General features: G+C 48.7%; 15 protein-coding genes and 1 pseudogene. 3 read left to right on the forward strand and 13 right to left on the reverse strand.

The features are described from left to right. Nucleotides 1-34: 34 nt before the first annotated feature. The 12 genes and pseudogenes from tkt to yidA all read right to left on the reverse strand — a co-directional run bounded on the left by tkt (nt 35) and on the right by yidA (nt 13,283). A complete protein-coding gene (tkt, locus tag F384_RS09920; RefSeq protein ID WP_046498029.1) occupies nt 35-2,041 on the reverse strand; it encodes a transketolase in 2,007 nt (668 codons plus the stop codon). An 18-nt stretch (nt 2,042-2,059) separates the two neighbouring features. Beyond that, the gene (gene tal, locus F384_RS09925) at nt 2,060-3,010 is read right to left on the reverse strand and encodes a transaldolase (RefSeq protein WP_046481321.1); all 951 of its coding nucleotides are present in this window, start codon (nt 3,008-3,010) and stop codon (nt 2,060-2,062) included. A 64-nt stretch (nt 3,011-3,074) separates the two neighbouring features. Next, a complete protein-coding gene (gene deoC, locus F384_RS09930; protein WP_046481322.1) occupies nt 3,075-3,818 on the reverse strand; it encodes a deoxyribose-phosphate aldolase in 744 nt (247 codons plus the stop codon). Nucleotides 3,819-4,029: 211 nt separating this feature from the next. After that, nucleotides 4,030-4,848 carry a GntR family transcriptional regulator gene (locus F384_RS09935; protein WP_046481323.1) on the reverse strand — a complete coding sequence of 273 codons (819 nt, stop codon included), beginning with the start codon at nt 4,846-4,848 and terminating at the stop codon, nt 4,030-4,032. 121 nt (nt 4,849-4,969) lie between these two features. Continuing rightward, nucleotides 4,970-5,979: pseudogene (adhP, locus tag F384_RS09940) on the reverse strand (alcohol dehydrogenase AdhP). A gap of 81 nt (nt 5,980-6,060) precedes the next feature. Beyond that, complete coding sequence (locus F384_RS09950) at nt 6,061-8,490, reverse strand: glycyl radical protein (RefSeq protein ID WP_046498031.1); 2,430 nt, start codon at nt 8,488-8,490, stop codon at nt 6,061-6,063. A gap of 19 nt (nt 8,491-8,509) precedes the next feature. After that, nucleotides 8,510-9,340 (reverse strand): glycyl-radical enzyme activating protein, encoded by an 831-nt coding sequence (locus tag F384_RS09955; protein ID WP_046498033.1) that lies wholly within the window; start codon nt 9,338-9,340, stop codon nt 8,510-8,512. A gap of 30 nt (nt 9,341-9,370) precedes the next feature. Continuing rightward, nucleotides 9,371-10,270, reverse strand: a complete 900-nt coding sequence (locus tag F384_RS09960; protein WP_200056031.1) for a PTS system mannose/fructose/sorbose family transporter subunit IID — start codon at nt 10,268-10,270, stop codon at nt 9,371-9,373. Nucleotides 10,271-10,272: 2 nt separating this feature from the next. Next, the gene (locus tag F384_RS09965; protein ID WP_046481326.1) at nt 10,273-11,112 is read right to left on the reverse strand and encodes a PTS sugar transporter subunit IIC; all 840 of its coding nucleotides are present in this window, start codon (nt 11,110-11,112) and stop codon (nt 10,273-10,275) included. Nucleotides 11,113-11,136: 24 nt separating this feature from the next. Further along, nucleotides 11,137-11,631, reverse strand: a complete 495-nt coding sequence (locus tag F384_RS09970) for a PTS system mannose/fructose/N-acetylgalactosamine-transporter subunit IIB (RefSeq protein WP_046481327.1) — start codon at nt 11,629-11,631, stop codon at nt 11,137-11,139. A gap of 13 nt (nt 11,632-11,644) precedes the next feature. Continuing rightward, complete coding sequence (locus F384_RS09975; RefSeq protein WP_046481328.1) at nt 11,645-12,091, reverse strand: PTS sugar transporter subunit IIA; 447 nt, start codon at nt 12,089-12,091, stop codon at nt 11,645-11,647. 358 nt (nt 12,092-12,449) lie between these two features. Then, nucleotides 12,450-13,283, reverse strand: a complete 834-nt coding sequence (gene yidA / locus F384_RS09980; RefSeq protein ID WP_046481329.1) for a sugar-phosphatase — start codon at nt 13,281-13,283, stop codon at nt 12,450-12,452. 147 nt (nt 13,284-13,430) lie between these two features. On the opposite strand from yidA, the gene F384_RS09985 reads away from it, so the two are divergent. The 3 genes from F384_RS09985 (at nt 13,431) to F384_RS09995 (ending at nt 17,101) form a co-directional block, all read left to right on the forward strand. Beyond that, the gene (locus F384_RS09985; RefSeq protein WP_046481330.1) at nt 13,431-14,990 is read left to right on the forward strand and encodes an acyl CoA:acetate/3-ketoacid CoA transferase; all 1,560 of its coding nucleotides are present in this window, start codon (nt 13,431-13,433) and stop codon (nt 14,988-14,990) included. Between the two features lies 1 nt (nt 14,991). After that, entirely contained in the window at nt 14,992-15,747 is a 756-nt protein-coding gene (locus F384_RS09990) for an enoyl-CoA hydratase/isomerase family protein (protein ID WP_046481331.1), read from the forward strand. Nucleotides 15,748-15,823: 76 nt separating this feature from the next. Beyond that, nucleotides 15,824-17,101, forward strand: a complete 1,278-nt coding sequence (locus F384_RS09995) for an MFS transporter (RefSeq protein WP_046481332.1) — start codon at nt 15,824-15,826, stop codon at nt 17,099-17,101. 371 nt (nt 17,102-17,472) lie between these two features. On the opposite strand, the gene F384_RS10000 is transcribed toward F384_RS09995, so the two are convergent. Continuing rightward, nucleotides 17,473-18,534, reverse strand: coding sequence for a glycoside hydrolase family 88 protein (locus F384_RS10000; protein ID WP_046481333.1), 1,062 nt, complete (start codon nt 18,532-18,534; stop codon nt 17,473-17,475). Nucleotides 18,535-18,641 lie beyond the last annotated feature (107 nt).

The raw sequence follows: 18,641 nt of genomic DNA on the forward strand, positions 1-18,641 counted from the left end.
TCTATGGCTGCATTATTATTGAATAGCTAATTCATTAATTCAGCAATGTTTTAGCCTGGGAATAAACATTCTCTACGGTAATATTGAAATGCTTATACAGCTGGTCGGCCGGTGCTGATTCACCAAAGGTGGTCATGCCAACAATAGCGCCGTTCAGGCCCACGTATTTGAACCAGTAGTCAGCGATGCCCGCTTCCACTGCTACGCGAGCAGAGACGGCTTTCGGCAGCACGGCTTCACGGTAAGCCGCATCCTGCTTGTCGAATGCATCAGTGGACGGCATGGAAACAACGCGCGCCTTCACGCCTTCGGCAGTCAGTTTTTCGTAAGCGGCAACCGCCAGCTCCACTTCAGAACCTGTAGCGATGAAGATCAGCTCCGGCTGGCCAGCGCAATCCTTCAGCACGTAACCGCCGCGTGCGACGTTCGCCAGCTGCTCTTCGGTACGTTCCTGCTGCGCCAGGTTCTGACGGGAGAGGATCAGCGCGGTCGGGCCGTCCTGACGCTCGACACCATATTTCCAGGCCACTGCAGACTCCACCTGGTCACACGGACGCCATGTGGACATGTTCGGGGTCACGCGCAGGGAAGCAACCTGCTCTACAGGCTGGTGCGTCGGGCCGTCTTCGCCCAGACCAATGGAGTCGTGGGTATACACCATCACCTGACGCTGCTTCATGAGAGCCGCCATACGCACCGCGTTACGCGCGTATTCCACAAACATCAGGAAGGTGGAGGTGTACGGCAGGAAGCCGCCGTGCAGCGCGATACCGTTAGCGATCGCAGTCATACCGAATTCACGCACGCCATAGTGGATGTAGTTACCGGCAGTGTCTTCGTTAATCGGCTTAGAACCGGACCACAGGGTCAGGTTGGACGGCGCCAGGTCAGCAGAACCGCCGAGGAATTCCGGCAGCAGCGGGCCAAACGCTTCAATCGCGTTCTGCGATGCTTTACGGCTGGCGATTTTCGCCGGATTCGCCTGCAGCTTAGCGATGAACTCATTCGCTTTCGCATCGAAGCCAGACGGCATATCGCCTTTCATACGACGGGTGAATTCTGCCGCTTCCTGCGGGAAGGCTTTGGCCCAGGCAGCGAATTTTTCGTTCCACGCGGACTCTTTTGCCTGACCGGCTTCTTTCGCATCCCATTGAGCATAGATATCAGACGGGATTTCAAAGGCCGGGTGTTTCCAGCCCAAAACTTCGCGGGTCAGCGCGATTTCAGCATCACCCAGCGGTGCGCCGTGGGAGTCATGGGAGCCCTGTTTGTTCGGCGAACCGAAACCGATGATGGTTTTACACATCAGCAGGGACGGTTTGTCGGTAACTGCGCGCGCTTCTTCCACTGCGCGTTTAATCGCCTCAGCATCGTGGCCGTCCACGCCGCGCACCACGTGCCAGCCGTAAGCTTCAAAACGCTTCGCGGTGTCGTCGGTGAACCAGCCTTCAACGTGACCGTCAATGGAGATGCCGTTGTCGTCATAGAAAGCGACCAGTTTACCCAGTTTCAGGGTACCGGCCAGGGAGCATACCTCGTGAGAGATACCTTCCATCATGCAGCCGTCGCCCATAAAGACGTACGTAAAGTGGTCAACAATGTCATGGCCCGGGCGGTTGAACTGCGCAGACAGGGTTTTCTCCGCAATAGCCATACCTACCGCATTGGCAATCCCCTGCCCCAGCGGTCCGGTGGTGGTTTCGACACCCGGGGTGTAACCCACTTCCGGGTGGCCCGGCGTTTTAGAATGCAACTGGCGGAAACTCTGCAAATCGTTCAGCGAAACATCGTAGCCCGTCAGATGCAGCAGGCTGTAAATCAGCATCGAGCCGTGACCGTTGGAGAGAATAAAGCGGTCACGATCGGCCCATTCCGGGTTGTTCGGGTTATGGCGCAGGAAGTCCCGCCACAGGACCTCCGCAATATCCGCCATCCCCATAGGCGCACCGGGGTGACCAGAGTTTGCCTTCTGCACCGCGTCCATGCTCAGCGCACGCAGCGCATTGGCGCACAGTCGGCGGGTATTATTTGTTGTGTTCATCAGGATATTCCCCACGCCTTACAGCATCTGTCGGATCTGGTTTTCCAGTTTGACCTGGTCGACCGCAAACAACCGGATACCTTCTGCCAGTTTTTCCACCGCCATCGGATCCTGATGGTGCTGCCAGAGGAATTCTGCCGGGGTCATCGGGCTGGGACGCGTTTCAGTGACGCAACCGGGTACCAGTTGGCGGGTCAACGCGCCTTCGCTGGCAGCCAGCTCATCAAGCAGCGCCGGAGAGATAGTCAAACGATCGCAGCCTGCCAGTGCCTGGATCTGCTCAATGCGGCGGAAACTGGCGCCCATCACCACGGTGTCGTAGCCGTGGGACTTGTAGTACTGATAAATCTGACGTACGGAAACCACGCCTGGATCACTGTCCACCTGATACTCCGCCTGCGCCTGATTTTTCTGATACCAGTCGTAAATACGCCCGACAAACGGCGAGATTAAAAAGACGCCCGCTTCGGCACAGGCCCGTGCCTGAGCAAAAGAGAACAGCAGGGTCAGGTTGCAGTTGATGCCGCTTTTCTCCAGCTCTTCAGCAGCGCGAATGCCCTCCCAGGTGGCGGCAAGCTTGATTAAAATACGCTCTGGACCGACACCGTTCTTTTCGTACATCTGGATAAGTTTGCGCGCTTTCGACACGCACATCCCGCGATCCCAGGCAAATCGGGCATCGACTTCTGTCGAGATACGCCCCGGTACGTGGCGCAGAACTTCGGTACCGATATCCACCGCCACCTGATCGCAGGCGTTAATCAGCTGAGTTTCCGCGCTACCGCCCTGCTGGCGAGCTTTGCCGATAGCGTCGGCAATCAGCGCCTGATACTGCGGCAGCTGTGCGGCCTTGAGCACCAGCGAAGGGTTAGTCGTGGCATCCTGAGGGGCAAATTTTTTAATCGATTCAATATCACCGGTATCGGCGACAACCGTGGTGTATTTTTTCAGCTCGTCTAATTGGCTCATGATTATCGTCCTGGGTAAGAGGTAAAACAGGCCTGGGAACGCCAGCGGCATCCCAGGCGGGCAATCAGTAAGAACTTTTAGAATCGGCGCTGGTACTCTGAGCACTTAGACCCAGCACTTCCGGAGTGGAACGGTAGCCAATCCCCATCCGGTCGATGCCCATATCAATCAGTTGCAGGAAGTGTTCGCGGGTGCGAATGCAACCAGATCCTTTAACCTTGCAGCGACCTTCTGCTGCTTTCATCATGACGGCAATAATTTCAGGCGTTGCCCCTTTGCTTTCCCCGCCGGTATAGAAGCCGGTTGAGGTTTTCACGAAATCAACCCCGGCGCGGCAGGAGTATTCTGTCGCTTTTGCTACCTGCTCAGCGGTCAGCGCATCAGTCTCGAAAATGACTTTCACCAGCGAGCCGTGGCGATGAGCAACATCCACAACCGCACGAATATCCTGTTCAAACTCTTCCCACATGCCGCTACGGATAAAGCCGTAGTTAGCGACAATATCCAGGTCTTCTACATCGCCCTGATTACAGATAACCTCGGCCTGCGCCGCTTTGGATGCTGTTGAAGATGCACCAAATGGGAAGTCGCAGACGACGCAAATACCCGTTCCCGTGCCTTTACACATTTCGCGGGCAACATCCAGGTACGCAGGATTAATGCAAACCGTTTTGCATTTGTAATCAATCCCTTCCTGAATGTATTTGCGGACTTCTTGCAGGGTAAACTCAGGTTTCAGCACCGACTGGTCAATGTACTGGCCCAATTCAGCAGGGGTCATATCAGCAGCTTTTTTATTCGGTTTCATAGCATGGTTCCTTTTAAGTGCATGTTTGTCTCATTTGTATGATACATACTATGCAATAGAAACTACCCACTCTGGGTTGATCCAGATCAGATTTTTGCAACGATCCCGGTATAAAAGATTGAAAATGGAAGGCAGGCTGCATACTAAGCAGAAGAGCTGGCGCAGAAATGAATTAAGTAGATAGGTTTTGGGTAAAAGGGCCAGAACGGCCCTAACGTTTTAGATGACGGGAAAAATCTATTCTCGACTTGCCCGCATTTTGATTGGCATTAAAAAGATCGATTCTGAAACTACATTTATCAGCCCGAGTTACTGATGTAGTGTATTCAAATACAAAACCCGTTTCGAGGAAGGAAATGCGCTCTATCTGATAGCCCGCCATTACTTTATCGTTGCATTGTAAATGGTGTGCAGCTGGTTTATTAATGATGATGGCATCTATATTTTCTGTAGCATGTGCGATATTCAGTCCAAACTGGTTTTTCAGCACATCATAAAGAGAACTTGCTTCAAAATCATGCAGCTCTATGCCCTGGCAGAGATTATAGGGAATCGCCGTCGTTTCAAGCAGTAACGGCGTGTCGTCACCATAGCGAACACGCTTGAGCAGAAAGATTTTCCGCTGCCCTTCTGGAAGGTTCAATTTGGTTGCGATGACTTCATCAGCCTCAATAATCGCAGATTGCAACACTACCGAGTGGGGTTTAATTCCCTGCTCGCGCATACTATCGGAAAAATTATACAGCGAGTTTAATTTGCGATTAATTTTCTTATCCGCAATAAATGAACCTTTACCACGCTGACGAACGATAAGCCCCTCTTCCAGGAGCTCATTCATTGCCAGCCTGACAGTGGTTCGGCTAATTTTCAAAATATCACATAGTTCGTTTTCAGTTACCATTTTGTCATTCACCCGGAATACACCGAGTCGAACCTGATGCCTGATAAAAGAGGCTAACTGAGAGTACATTGACGTTCCGGCATCATCATTGAAGCGAAAGTTCTCTTTGATATAGAGTCCCGTGTCCATAGATTTCCTGTAATGTTAAAAATATGCTTTATATGTATCATACAATACATAGTGCAAGCAGGAAACCGGAACGGCGAAAAGGAGGAGTTTCCTCCTCCTGTGTCACAGTATCGGCCCAAGGTTAACGACGCAGATCGATAACCATGCGACCGCGAATTTTTCCCTGCTCCATCTCGCTAAAGATAGCATTGATATCGTCCAGTGGACGTAATGCCACTTTCGGTACAACTTTACCTTCTGCTGCAAACTGGAAAGCCTCAGTCAAATCCTGGCGAGTACCAACCAGGGAGCCGACAACCTGAATACCATCCAGCACCAGCCGGGGAATATCCAGATTCATTGCCTCAGGTGGTAATCCCACCGCAACCACACGGCCACCGGCGCGTACCGCATCAACCGCAGAGTTGAACGCAGCTTTCGCCACTGCGGTGACTACCGCCGCATGAGCGCCACCAGTTTTCTCCTGCACTATTTTAGCCGCATCTTCGCTGCGTGAATTGATAGTCAGATCGGCGCCCATCTCCGCCGCCAGTCTCAGTTGCTCATCGTTGACATCCAGCGCAACAACTTTAGCGTTGAAGACATTCTTCGCATATTGCAGAGCCAGGTTGCCCAACCCACCAAGACCGTAAATTGCGATCCACTGGCCGGGTTTGATATTCGATACCTTGACCGCTTTGTAAGTAGTAACGCCTGCACAGGTGATACTGCTGGCAGCAGCCGAGTCGAGCCCGTCCGGCACTTTAACCGAATAGTCGGCGGTGACAATACATTCTTCTGCCATACCGCCATCAACGCTGTACCCGGCATTTTTCACAGAACGGCAGAGCGTTTCATTGCCGCTGTTACAATACTCACAATGGCCGCATCCCTCGAAGAACCATGCAACGCTCGCGCGCTCGCCAGGCTTTAGAGATGTGACTCCCGGGCCGACTTCTTTCACAATCCAACACCTTCATGGCCGAGGATCACCCCGGTCTTGTCGCCAAAATCACCGTTTTTTACATGCAGATCGGTATGACACACACCACAGCACTCCATTTTAAGTAGAGCCTCACCATGTCTCAGTGGACGCAGCGTTTTTTCGGTGACATTTACCTGATGGTCATGAGTGACGACAGCAGCCTTCATTTTTTTTCCTTAACAATCTATTGAATGAAAAACCGGGAATTTCACCCGGTTTAATTGATCTTCAAACCTGGCACTAATCCCTTAACGCCACTGGTTTGTCGTTCGCGCAATAATGGCGTCCTGAGCTTCCGGCATTAAAGAGATGTACTGGGCGCAATAACCTGCCACCCGGACAATCAGATCGGCATAGTTTTCCGGGTGCGCTTTAGCGTCTAATAACGTCTTGCTATCAATAACGTTAAACTGGCAGTGGTAAATGCCTTTCATCACCAGCGCCCTGAGGAACGAGACGAATTTATCCAGATTTTCCTCACCCGCCAGCGAACCCGGCGAAAAGCGCATATTTAATAACTGCCCAGCGGCAACTTTAACGTTCGGCAGTTTCGCCACAGAATTGATAACCGCTGTCGGCCCCTGAGTGTCCGTTCCCTGAGTTGGCGAACAGCCCTCATTTAACGGCGTCTTCGCCCGTCGACCATCCGGCGTTGCACCGACATCAAACCCGTTGGGGATATAGGAAGTGATATTACTTGTCGACATCGTATAGCAGCTCACTTCCGGCCCTTTCCCGGTTCGTTCCGTCGTGTACTGAGGCAGAAGTTTGATATAGGAATCAAAAACATCCTTAACGATCATATCGACATAATCATCATCATTACCAAACTTAGGTACTTTCTTCACGAGTCGCAAAATGCGTTCGGCATCCTGCCCCTGCCAGTCCGTATTCATGGCTGCCATTATTTCGTCCAGGGAAACGGTTTTCTCTTCAAATACCAGTTTTTTGATAACCGCCAGGGAATTGCCGACTACACTTGGACCGATGTTAGATTGGGAAATAACATCATATTTGCAGCCGCCATCCTTAAGCGCTTTACCCAGCTTCAGGCAGTTGTCAATAAAGCAGGAGGCAAACGGCGATGTATCATAAACGGCCAGCGAACGGTCGCAGATTGCATCGCACTCCACAGCTAAATCCGAATAGTATTTCAACAACGTTTCCCATGCGGACCACAGCTGTTCGTAATACTGGTAGTTTGTTTTATTGCCTTCTTTGCCGTTTACGCTAATCAGCTGTATCCCAGAAGCCGGATCCATACCATTATTAAGTACCAGCTCCAGCATTTTGCCCCAGTTAACATAGGTCATGCCGGTGGCCCGATGGCCATATTTACCCGGTACACCGGTTTCAACGCATCCAATGGCGCAATAGTCCAGGGCATCTTCGGTTGGTATCCCCAGGTCTTCGAGCCCTTTCACCGCCACTTCATCATTGAACATCGACGGCATACCGCAACCGGTTCTGATCAGTCGGGCTGCGAGTTTTAATAGCCCCTTCGGCGTATCCTGGTTAAAGCGCATCGAGAAGTTTGGCTCTGCCATCGCCGTCAGGTTCATGGCTTCAATACATAAATAAGAAAGCGCATTGGTCCCATCCTGTCCATCGCGTTTTCTGCCGCCGACCATCAGGTTTGAATAAAGAGGATAACCTTGCGAAAACTTCGTGTGTCCATAAGGACGAACCTTGTTATTACCACTGTTCATCAGGAATAGATGGGTCAGGATTTCGAGTGCCTTCTCCTGAGTTAAGGTACGGTCAGCAATGTCTTTTAAATAGAGCGGGATCATATATTGATCAAAACGACCATAGCAGAACGAGTGACCGTTGCTCTCAATCATTTGCAGAATATGTACCAGATAGCAGGCCTGACAACCCTCATAGAAGTGCTCAACCGGCTTTTCAAGTAAGGTTTCGCACATTCCGGCGATCGCGATAAGTTCCTTCTCACGCCGAGAATCAGGCTCAATTTCGGCCTCTTGGGAAGCAAGTCGTCCGTATCTTTTAATAAATTCAAGACTTGCTTCAAGCGTAATTATGGCCGCCTCATAGAATTGCCTTTGCTGCACATCTTCCGGGGCCAGTTGACGTAATTTTTCTGCTGCTTGGTCGATTAAACCGCGAAAGCCATATTTAAAAATCATTTCATGGTCGGGAACAATATGCCCATCGCCGGACATCGAGATTCCCCCTCGATGTAAAACCCCCTGTTTTTCTGCCAGGACGATGTTCTGCGGCGAAGTCCTTTTGACTTCATCGGCATGCGTTTTCCCTAACCAATAATCCTGAATGCTACGTAATTTCTCTTTAACATCTTCAGTGATATAGAAGATATCACCAGTGCGTTTATCAAATTGATCCAGTTCATCAATTACCCACTGGTATGAGTATTCAGGGAAAATCGGCGCAGCAAAATTGGCGCTCGCCTGATTACCGAAAATCAGACTATCCTTTTCAAAATAAATCGACATATTCTTTAAGGTATGCGCAAACGCTTTTGCTTTACGCAAAATATATGCTTCACCTTCTGTCTGCTTAAATGACTCAGTATAGAGTATGGCCCTTTCGCTACAGATGCTGGCGCGCCTTGTTTGCATCTTATGTCTTAACCGATTAATTCTCGCCAGATCTATATCATCATGATTGATTACTTTAAATTCCAGGAAGTCTTTCATAATTTCTCCCATGACTTTGTCATTCAACGTATACATTTAAATTTTTGCTACAGGCATAGTCATAAATATCCTTTATCAGCATTTCATCGCAGACGGCATCATCTGATATTGGATTGACAAGACCTAACCTAGTGTATTTACCAGCGCCAAGATTATGATATCTAAGAATATCAAGGCGTTTAATCGAGCTTCCCAGTTCTGCAATAAAATCAATTCTCTTGATTACATCAGAGTAATCGTCGTTATGCCCTGGAATTATTACCAAACGAATAATAACATCAGTCCCCGCATCAGCAATTAACCGCAAGTTTTCAATGACATGGTGATTACCAACACCGGTACACTTCTCATGAATACGGTTATCAAATGCTTTTATATCATACAGAAACAAATCAAATTCTTTGGCTAACCCCAACGCATGTTCTCTTGAGTAATGGCCCGCAGTGTCTAAAGCAACATGTACCCCGGCGGCACGTAGTTTTCTGGCTAACTCTATAACAAAAGGATAAAACAGCGCAGGCTCGCCACCGGACAAGGTTACACCGCCACCAGAGGCATCAAAGAAAACCTTATCTCTCAGTAATTTTTCCAAAAGAGTATCAACAGTAATCTCATATCCCACCGTTTCAAACGCGTCGGGGTATATCAGTTCACACTCCTCTTTTGTTTGAAAAGTCCCATGGCAGCGTTCTTTAAAGAACATGGTCTTAATATTTGGATACATCAACTCGGGGTTAGAACACCAAAGGCAACGTAAATTACAACCAACAAAGAAAACCGTTGATCTTAATCCAGGTCCATCTTTCGTCGCATATCCCTGTATTGTCGATATTAATGCTTTAGTTTCCATGTTTACCAACCGAGTTGATTTATGTGTCATTTAATAAGATATTTTCGGGTCAAAAATGCCCAGTAGCACGCCAGCGAAGGCAATCAACACCAGCAATCCCATAACTTTTGTCGGCCCCATTTTGCGCTTGGTCATTAACCACCAGCAGAGTAGAACTGTCAACGCGGTTAATATTTTGGGGAAAATCGAGTCCAGCGTGTGCTGAAGATTAACAATAGTGCCGCCGCTATCATTTAGCATCACAAAAGAGGTCTGGATATTGACCCATAGCGCCGCCACCGCACCAATAACAATTGTACCTAGCATCGCTATCGATTCGCGAATGGCGCTGGCTTTATTACCGACGATAAAATCAACAGCTTTCCAGCCCAGCTTGTAACCTTTATAATACAAATAGCGCATACCGAAAATTGCAATCAGGTTCCACATCACGATATAGAATATTGCTCCCAGCGGCGAGCCACCGGTAGATAATCCCAGACCGATCCCCAGTAAAATAGGAATGAGCGTCCCGATAATCAGCGAGTCACCGATCCCGGCGATAGGCCCCATCAGCCCGGCACGAATACCTGCAATCATATCGTTATCAATTTTTTCGCCGTTAGCTCTGGCTTCTTCCAGACCCACGGTCACCCCTACGATTACCGTCCCTAACTGCGGTTCGGTATTAAAGAACGTAGAGTAAGTGTTAAGCGCGTTCTTTTTATCCTCATCATTATCATAAAGTTCATTTATAATAGGATTCATTGCCGTCATATAGCCCAGTGTTTGCATCAACTCCAGCGAGTAGCAAACCTGGTGACCGTAAAACCATAACCAGAATGATTTATTTAGCGTTTTAGCCGATAATTTTCTTTGTGATTGAGATATCTCATCAACTTCTGTCATTGAATATGAGACACCCTTTGTTTGTTCAACCGTCAGGCTCATGATTAGATATCCTCTTCATCCATAGCAGCCGCACCCGCTGTCGGTTCACTATTCATTCGCGACATACGTATTTTGTAATTCATTACGCCGAGGAATCCGCCAATAATCGTCGCGCCAATCAGATTAACGCCCATCATTGCTGCCAAAGTAAACCCCATCAGAAACGTAAGAATATCAACGTAGCTTTCAACAATTTGTTTTAGCAGCAGACCGATCCCCACTGCAGGTAAAAGGCTGCCAACGGTAAACAGTGTTTTCATCGTAATACCGTCCATGGGTAGACTGACCTTGATAAAATCCACCATACTTGATCCCATCAGGGTCATAAAAACTGTCGGGATAAAACTAGTTATGATATGGCTTATCCAAGGTAAACCCATATCAATAAAACTTAACCGATGAAATTGATGATTATTGACCGCCCGCAACCCCATATGCTGCCATATAAGGTTAATCATCACTGTACCGTAATAAAGCACAGTACCAACTGTACCCACAGCCGCACCAAAAGCCACTGCCATCTGGATGGCGTTAGGTGAACTAGGATCAATACCTAAATTATGTATGGCAATAATTGAAAGAGGAATGCCGATATAGCTAATGGCGCGTGAGTCAGCAGCGACTGCCCCGCCGGGTGTGATCAAGGCGATATAGACAACCTGAATAGCAGCACCGACAATGATACCGGTTTTAAGGTCGCCCAGAATTAAACCACATAATAAGCCACCGACCAGTGGTCGACCCAGCGTATAGTTACCAATGGTTGTCCCTGCCATCCCCGGCATGCTCGAAAGACATGCCAGAAAACCAAGGATACAGGCTTGGGTAAGATTAATGTCCATGATTAGCAAGTCCTATTTTATTTATTAATAACCAAACTTACTACGATACTTATCCCAGAAACCGATGGATTCCTCTTTGATTAATGCAAACTCAACTTTGAATCCAGCGTTGTGCATTTTTTCAATGGCGGCAGCTTCATCGGCGGTCAGGGATTGATTTTTTCCGACATTAGTCGTGCCGGGCCGCTCGTTACATGGGCCAACAACGATATTTTTCATTCCATCAGGATCAAAGCCATCGTCAACCAGCATTTGCGCCATAAGGATAGGCTCTTTAGTAATCAAGAAGTAATTATCCTTACTCGCGACGACTTTTTCTTTTTTTGCTTTCCATTCCTCATATGTCCAGACAAAAGTTTTTCGGTTACTGGCACCGATGAGGGCATTCTTTAGTACCGGCGTATTAGCAGCGGCATCATTGACCAGAACAATCCCCGTACAGGGGTATTGTACCGTCCATGCAATACATGTTTGACCGTGTATCATCCGGTCATCAATTCTTATAAATGTGATAGCCATTGAGAAGTCCTCGTTAAATTGTTTCAGCAGCTTTACAGCATTTTGTTAAATCTTCGGCAGTGACATCGATTAATGACACCGTGTCTTTTAAATTAGCCAACAATTCCTGCACCAATTCATGAGTCGTCACTTCATCTTTCAGAAAAGCCGCCCCCAATACCATGGGCATATTGGCACCACCAAAAATGGTGGCGTTGCTCAGTAAATTTCTTTCATCAAGATGGCAGATAGTATTAACCAGCGGTGAACCGCCGATAATATCGCCAAATAGCAAAATATCATCACCAGCCGTTATATGTGCAGTTTTCTCAGCGAGTTCACTTTTGAATTGATCTGAGGCCATGCCATCTTTCAGGCTCACGCTAATAATATCCTCGCGCTCTGAACCAACCATCATATCCAGAACGCTGTGTATACCCTGCGCATAATGGCCATGGCTGACTATCAAAATGTACTTCATCTACTTTTCTCCTCAATCGTAAAAATTAATCACAAGAAGCACTTGTGCAGATGTGCTATACCTTCTGGATTAATCACAAGCATCATTCATCACATAAGTACCATTTGTATGGTACATTTTAAGCAGATTAAAGAATCCTATTCAGTGATGTAAGTCGCAGAAATTCGCACTGAACAAAATGGCTTTCGAGAAGTGGAGACAAGGAGATAAAATTGATGTCGGCAGAGGGAAAATGAACCGTAAGTAACGACGGTCTGCAGAAAAAATCCTGCAGTCTGTACAAGATAAATGCGGCGCGTTAAATCGCCGCATACAGTGCTCGCGATGGTACCAGGCTGCGTTATCACAGGGAAGTCTGCTATACGACCTTCAGGTGTGTGGTCAGCGCATAACGCTCAATAGCTAACGCGACACCATCACTGTCGTTATCAAATGTAACGATGTTGGCTGCTTGAGCAGCTGCCGGAACAGCATTCCCCATCGCCACTCCAAACCCTGCACGCTCAAGCATGGAGACATCATTCTCATGATCGCCCAGGCACATCACCTGTTCCATTTTTATCTGGCAATAATTAGCCACCCACTCAACCGCGTTCCCTTTACTTGCCTTTGTGTTCAGAACTTCAAAGAAGAATGGTGAGCTTTTTACCATGGTAAAGCGCGTGTACAGCTGTTGAGGTATTCGTTGCAATGCCTCTGACAAAAGTTCGGGCTCGTCTATCAGCATTATCTTTGAAAAACGCAGAAATCTGTTCATCTCACTGACCGGGCAATATTCCAACGGCATATTTGTCAAAAAGGCTTCGCGAACCGTATAAGGGCTGATATCTCGATTCGGCGTGTAGATCTTCTCTGCCGTTACCGCATGGCAGTGCGCGCCAAGCTGTTGAGCCAATGTGGCAATCTGGCAATAGTCCTCAATGGAAAGCGTATGTGAATTGACAATGCTCCCACTGTCAGCCTCATGAATCAGTGCGCCATTATTGCTGATGCAAAAGTTACCCGGTCGATCCAGGCCTAATTCCTTTACGTAAGGAGCAATTCCCGGCCAGGGTCTTCCAGATGCTATGACAAAACGAATCCCTCGCTCTACTGCGGCCTGAATACTTTTCAGGGTTCTATGGGAAATAACGTGTTGACTGGTCAGTAAGGTTCCATCCATATCCGACGCGATGAGAGTGACAGGCTTCATACGCTTACCTCTTTAGTGTGTTTTCTTATCTGTTTTGCCCTGGCCGACGATTGTGAGGTACTTCACAGATGCATCAACTGGCATAAAAACGTTCTTCATGTATCTATGTCATATGTGTATAACATTAATACACCTAAGGAGACTACTATGTCAAAAATCAAGATTTGCACATCCGATGAGGCTGTATCGAAGATCCCTTGTGGAGCCACCATTCTGGTGGATGGTTCCGGAGGTGGAGTCAATGAGCCGGGACATATTCTTGCAGCACTGAAACAGCACTTTGCCACGAATAACACTCCGCGCGAGCTTACCGTCGTTCACCCAAGCGGTATGGGTGACGGTCATGGTGGTGGTATCGATTATCTTGCCAATCCGCAGATGGTGCGCAAAGTCATCGGTGGTCACTGGAGCTGGTGTCGTCAGATGCAGGATCTTGCCGTCAACAATGAGATCGAAGCCTGGTGCCTTCCACAAGGCGTCATGTCGCACCTGCTGCGTGTTATCGCTGGCAATGGGCCAGGGCTGATTAGTCGCGTCGGTCTCGGTACATTTGTCGATCCGCGAATTGATGGCGGTAAGATCAACCAGCGAGCCACCGGTGAACATGTTCGCCTGATGTCACTCGAAGACGAGGATTTCCTGTTTTTTAAAGCCTTCCCTATTGATGTCGCCATTATCCGTGGCAGCGTTGCCGACGAAGATGGCAATCTAACCATGGAAGATGAGGGACTGTATGCGGAAACGCTTTCTGCCGCACAAGCGGCGAAAAACTCCGGCGGCATAGTTATTGCTCAGGTGAAATACCTGGCCGGACGCGGAAGTCTGGACCCACGGACAGTCAAAGTGCCAGGTGTGCTGATCGACGCGGTTGTCGTCCACGATGCGCAACGTCTCTCTTTCGCCACTGAAGCCGACCCAAGTCTGACAGGCACGTTGAAAATCCCCGGCGGTAGCCTGCCGGTGTTGCCGATGAATGCCAGAAAAGTCATTGCTCGCAGAGCGGCTCAGGAACTTCGTCCTGGCGACGTCGTTAACCTTGGCTATGGAATGCCGGATGGCGTCGCGTCGGTTCTTGCGGAACAAGGACTTGGTGACTCTGTCACCTTTACCCTGGAACAGGGTCACATTGGTGGCATACCGGCAACTGGATCCGACTTCGGCATGGTTCGCAACCAACAGGCGATGCTGGATGCAGGTTATCAGTTCGACTGGTACGACGGCGGCGGTCTGGATATCGCGATCCTCTCATTTGCAGAAGTAGATCAGAACGGCAACGTAAACGTCAGTAAGTTTGGTGGTCGCGTCGCCGGAATTGGCGGGTTTGTAAATATTTCCCAAGGTGCAAAACGAGTGGTATTCGTCGGTACCTTCAAAGCCGGTAAACAGCAGCAGCAGTTCGGAACCCATGGCGTCACTATCGAAACGGAAGGTCACGCACGCAAGTTCGTGGATACCCTTGAGCAAATCTCCTTTAGCGCGGTTTACGCACGTAAACGTAACCAACCGGTGAGCTATGTCACAGAGCGTTGCGTTTTTGAGCTAAGCGATAAAGGTATTGTGCTCACTGAAATCGCACCAGGTGTTGACCTGGAAAAAGACATCCTGACGCAGATGGATTTCCGTCCACTTATCTCAGCAGAGCTGCGCAAAATGTCTCCACATTTATTTGAATCGCTAACTCGCGAAAAATCGGCTGTGGAGGCCTGAAATGAGCGTATTAAACATAGACCGTGCTGGTCACTGTTTCACACTGACCCTCAATCGCCCGGAAAAACGCAACGCGTTAAGTAAAGCCTTACTTCAGGAATTGCGCGATGCGTTACGTACTCTGCGCGATGAACCCGAGCTTAAAATATTGCTTATTCGCGGTGCAGGTGACAAGGCATTTAGCGCGGGGGCAGATATTAAAGAACAGATCGGATTTACCCCTGCACAAGCCTACGACCATATGCGCTGGGGACAACAGATCTTCGATGAAATCGAATTTTTCCCGATGCCAACCATCGCAGTAGTTGATGGCTTTGCCCTCGGCGGCGGGCTTGAACTGGCATTAGCCTGCGATATGCGCTTCGCCTCAACGCGTGCCAGCTTCGGTAACCCGGAAATTAATCTTGGCAACCATCCTGGCTGGGGTGGCACACAGCGCCTCCCGCGTCTCGTAGGTCAATCTCTGGCGAGAGAAATTATGTTTAGCGGGCTGCCAGTCACTGCCGAGCGGGCCTTACAGATAGGCCTCATCAACCAGCTATTTTCTCACGAACATCTGGATGATGGCGTAAATCAATATGTCGCTGCGGTGTGTCAGCACTATTCACCCGCACTGCGTACCCTGAAGGAAGTTGTTCAGGCGGCGGATAGCAGCGACCTTGAACAAGGCCAGCAGATCGAAGCCAGCGGCGTTAGCCGCCTCTGGGGAGCTGCAGCGCAAAAAGAGGCACAGAACGCTTTCTTTAATAAATCCTGATTGCTTCAAACCTTCACCCATTGCCGGGTGAAGGCTAAAAAACTAAAATCTACCCATCTATTTCAGAGGTACTGATATGGAAAGCTCCGTGCTATCCCCTCGCCGCTGGTGGTTTATTATGCCAGTGGTATTTATTACATACAGTTTAGCCTTCCTTGATAAAGCAAATTATAGTTTCGCCGCTGCGGCGGGGATTAATGACGACCTGGGTATTAGTAAGGGTCTGTCATCTTTAATTGGCGCTTTATTTTTCTTAGGTTATTTTTTATTTCAGGTTCCAGGCGGTATTCTGGCCGAACGAACCAGCGTGCGAAAACTATTAGCTTTTAGCCTGGTCGTCTGGGGGATTTGCGCGACGGCAACCGGGATGGTGCATAGTATTCCGGCGCTGATTGCCATTCGTTTTGCACTTGGCGTAGTGGAAGCGGTTGTCATGCCCTCTTTGCTGGTACTGACCGCCCGCTGGTTTAGCAAAAAAGAGCGATCGAAAGCGAATACTATCTTCCTGCTTGGCAACCCGATAACTATTCTGTGGATGTCTATTCTTTCAGGCTACCTGATTGATAACTGGGGCTGGCGACATATGTTTATCGTACAGGGCGCGCCCGCTATCGCCTGGGCGGTAGCCTGGTACCTGTTGATTCGCGATCGCCCGGCGGATGTTTCATGGTTAAATAAGGATGAGAAACAGGCTATTGAACAAACGTTACAGGCTGAGCAACAGCAAAAACCAGCGATGACCGGTTACGGGATGGTTTTCCGTTCAGCAAACGTCATCAAGCTGGCTGGCTGGTTATTCCTGCAAAGTATCGGCTATTACGGCTTCCTGATGTGGTTGCCGTCGATTATCCGTGCCTCATCGACGTCAATGTCTCATACCGGTTGGCTGGCTTCGCTGCCTTACGGTCTGGCCGTAGTCTTTATGCTGCTTGCCGCTTGGTTAAGCGATAAATATCAGCAGCGCGTGCCGTTTATCGTCTGGCCGATTGCTGTTGCCGCAGCTTGTTTTGCTATTTTGTCCGCGACTGGCACCGAACATTTTTGGCTCTCTTATTCGCTGCTGACTATTGCTGGCATTTGTATGTATATTCCGTTTGGCTCGTTCTTCGCCTCGATTGCCGATGTCCTGCCAAGCTCAATGGTTGGTGGCGCGACAGGTTTGATTAACTGCTGCGGTTCACTCGGAGCATTCCTCGGCGCTTATCTTGTGGGATACCTGAATGCATTAACTGATTCAACAACCACTTCTTACATTCTGATGGCAGTGTGTCTGCTTGGTTGTGCAATCTTAGGTAAGTCTATTCGTATGCCTACAACGCAAAAAACTGCTTCTGCGAAGCAATTTTCTGTATAAGAAAAGACTCACAAGCTCTGATATGAGTTGACACTTTTCAACCTTAAAACGCCTGATGAATTTCATCGGGCGTTTTAGATTTCTACTGCTCCTGACGACCTAATGCTAACCTACCCGCTGCGTTTTTATCATCGTATCGCCGATACTTAGCATCCATCATCTCCGACCGCTTTAAAATTCCAGGCTTTGACTTATGATTCGGTGAATCGGTTTCCAGGTATCTAATTAGTCAGTCGAGGAGAAAGTGGTAGATTGGACATGTTAAGAAAAAAGAGGGGGAGTAAAATATTCTATATGTTTTTCAGGACGATTCAGACGAAAAAAAAGGCCTGATTCACAGACCTTCCCGTTAAATATTGGCGACTTAAATATTACAGACTCTTCAATTCCATCAACGCTTTGATGAAGTAATAATCCCCGTATCCAGTAGCCTGATCAATACCCAGACCATGCGGTAGATCGGCAGTCGAATGCGCCAGCAATCCTTCATGTTCTTCCAGTAAACAATGCTCACTAAGCGCCTTCAGCATCAGGGTCGCAGCCGACTTATACAGCTCTTTACCTGTCAGCTTATACAGTCTGAGCAACCCATACGCACTAATCGCACCTGCTGACGCATCCTTGGGGGAATTAGCATCGGCATCATAATCCCACTGTGGAATATGGTCGGAAGGCATGTTTTCGATAATGAAATGCGCCACTTTCTCCGACGCTGCCAGATAAGTAGCATCATCCAGTTCAGCCGCGAGCATGGCGAGACCAGCGACTGCCCACCCCTGCCCTCTAGCCCAACTTGTATCTGCGCGCAACCCTTGATAAGTATCGCCGCGCACCCCGTTTCCGTTCTCATCAAAATGGAAAACATGATATACGGAGCCGTTTGCTCGCTGATGGTGGGAAAGCGCCTTTTGCGTATGAATGCGTACCACGTTAAGCAATTCAGGATCAGCTCCCTGCTTAACCGCCCAGACCAATAGTGGCAAGTTCATCAGAGTGTCAATGAGGACGCTATTAGACCACTCCTGACCACCGAAGAATCCCCAACCAGGAATAAATCCGCCCTGGGGGTTAAACTGACCCGCAAGACTGTGCGCAGCCTGAATAGCCGCCTGCTTCCACTCATCATTCCCCGTCAACCGCCAGCCTGTGATAGCACTGGGATAGAACATAAAGCCTAAGTCATGGTTACAGGTGTCCTGCGCACGCGGCAATAAACGTTGGGTGAAATGCGTTGCCCGTTCTAACAATTTCGGATCCTGTGTGTGTTGCCAACTCAACCACAGCACGCCCGTCCAGAAACCACCAGTCCATACTCCATCCGGCGTAAAACCATATTTCTCCTGCTCTGTCACATGCGGAAAGTCAGTAAATTTTTCTGCATTACGCAGTGCCTTACGTGCACAAGCGTTGATAGCCGTGTCTAACCAGTCCATTTTTTTCCTCTCGTATCAATAAGAATGCGATAACTCAAATCAAATGTATTGATGTTATGACATTGAGTCAAACAAAGAGAAAAAAAATGTGATCCAAGTACTTCTTA

Source organism: Citrobacter amalonaticus Y19, assembly GCF_000981805.1.
GTDB lineage: Bacteria > Pseudomonadota > Gammaproteobacteria > Enterobacterales > Enterobacteriaceae > Citrobacter_A > Citrobacter_A amalonaticus_C.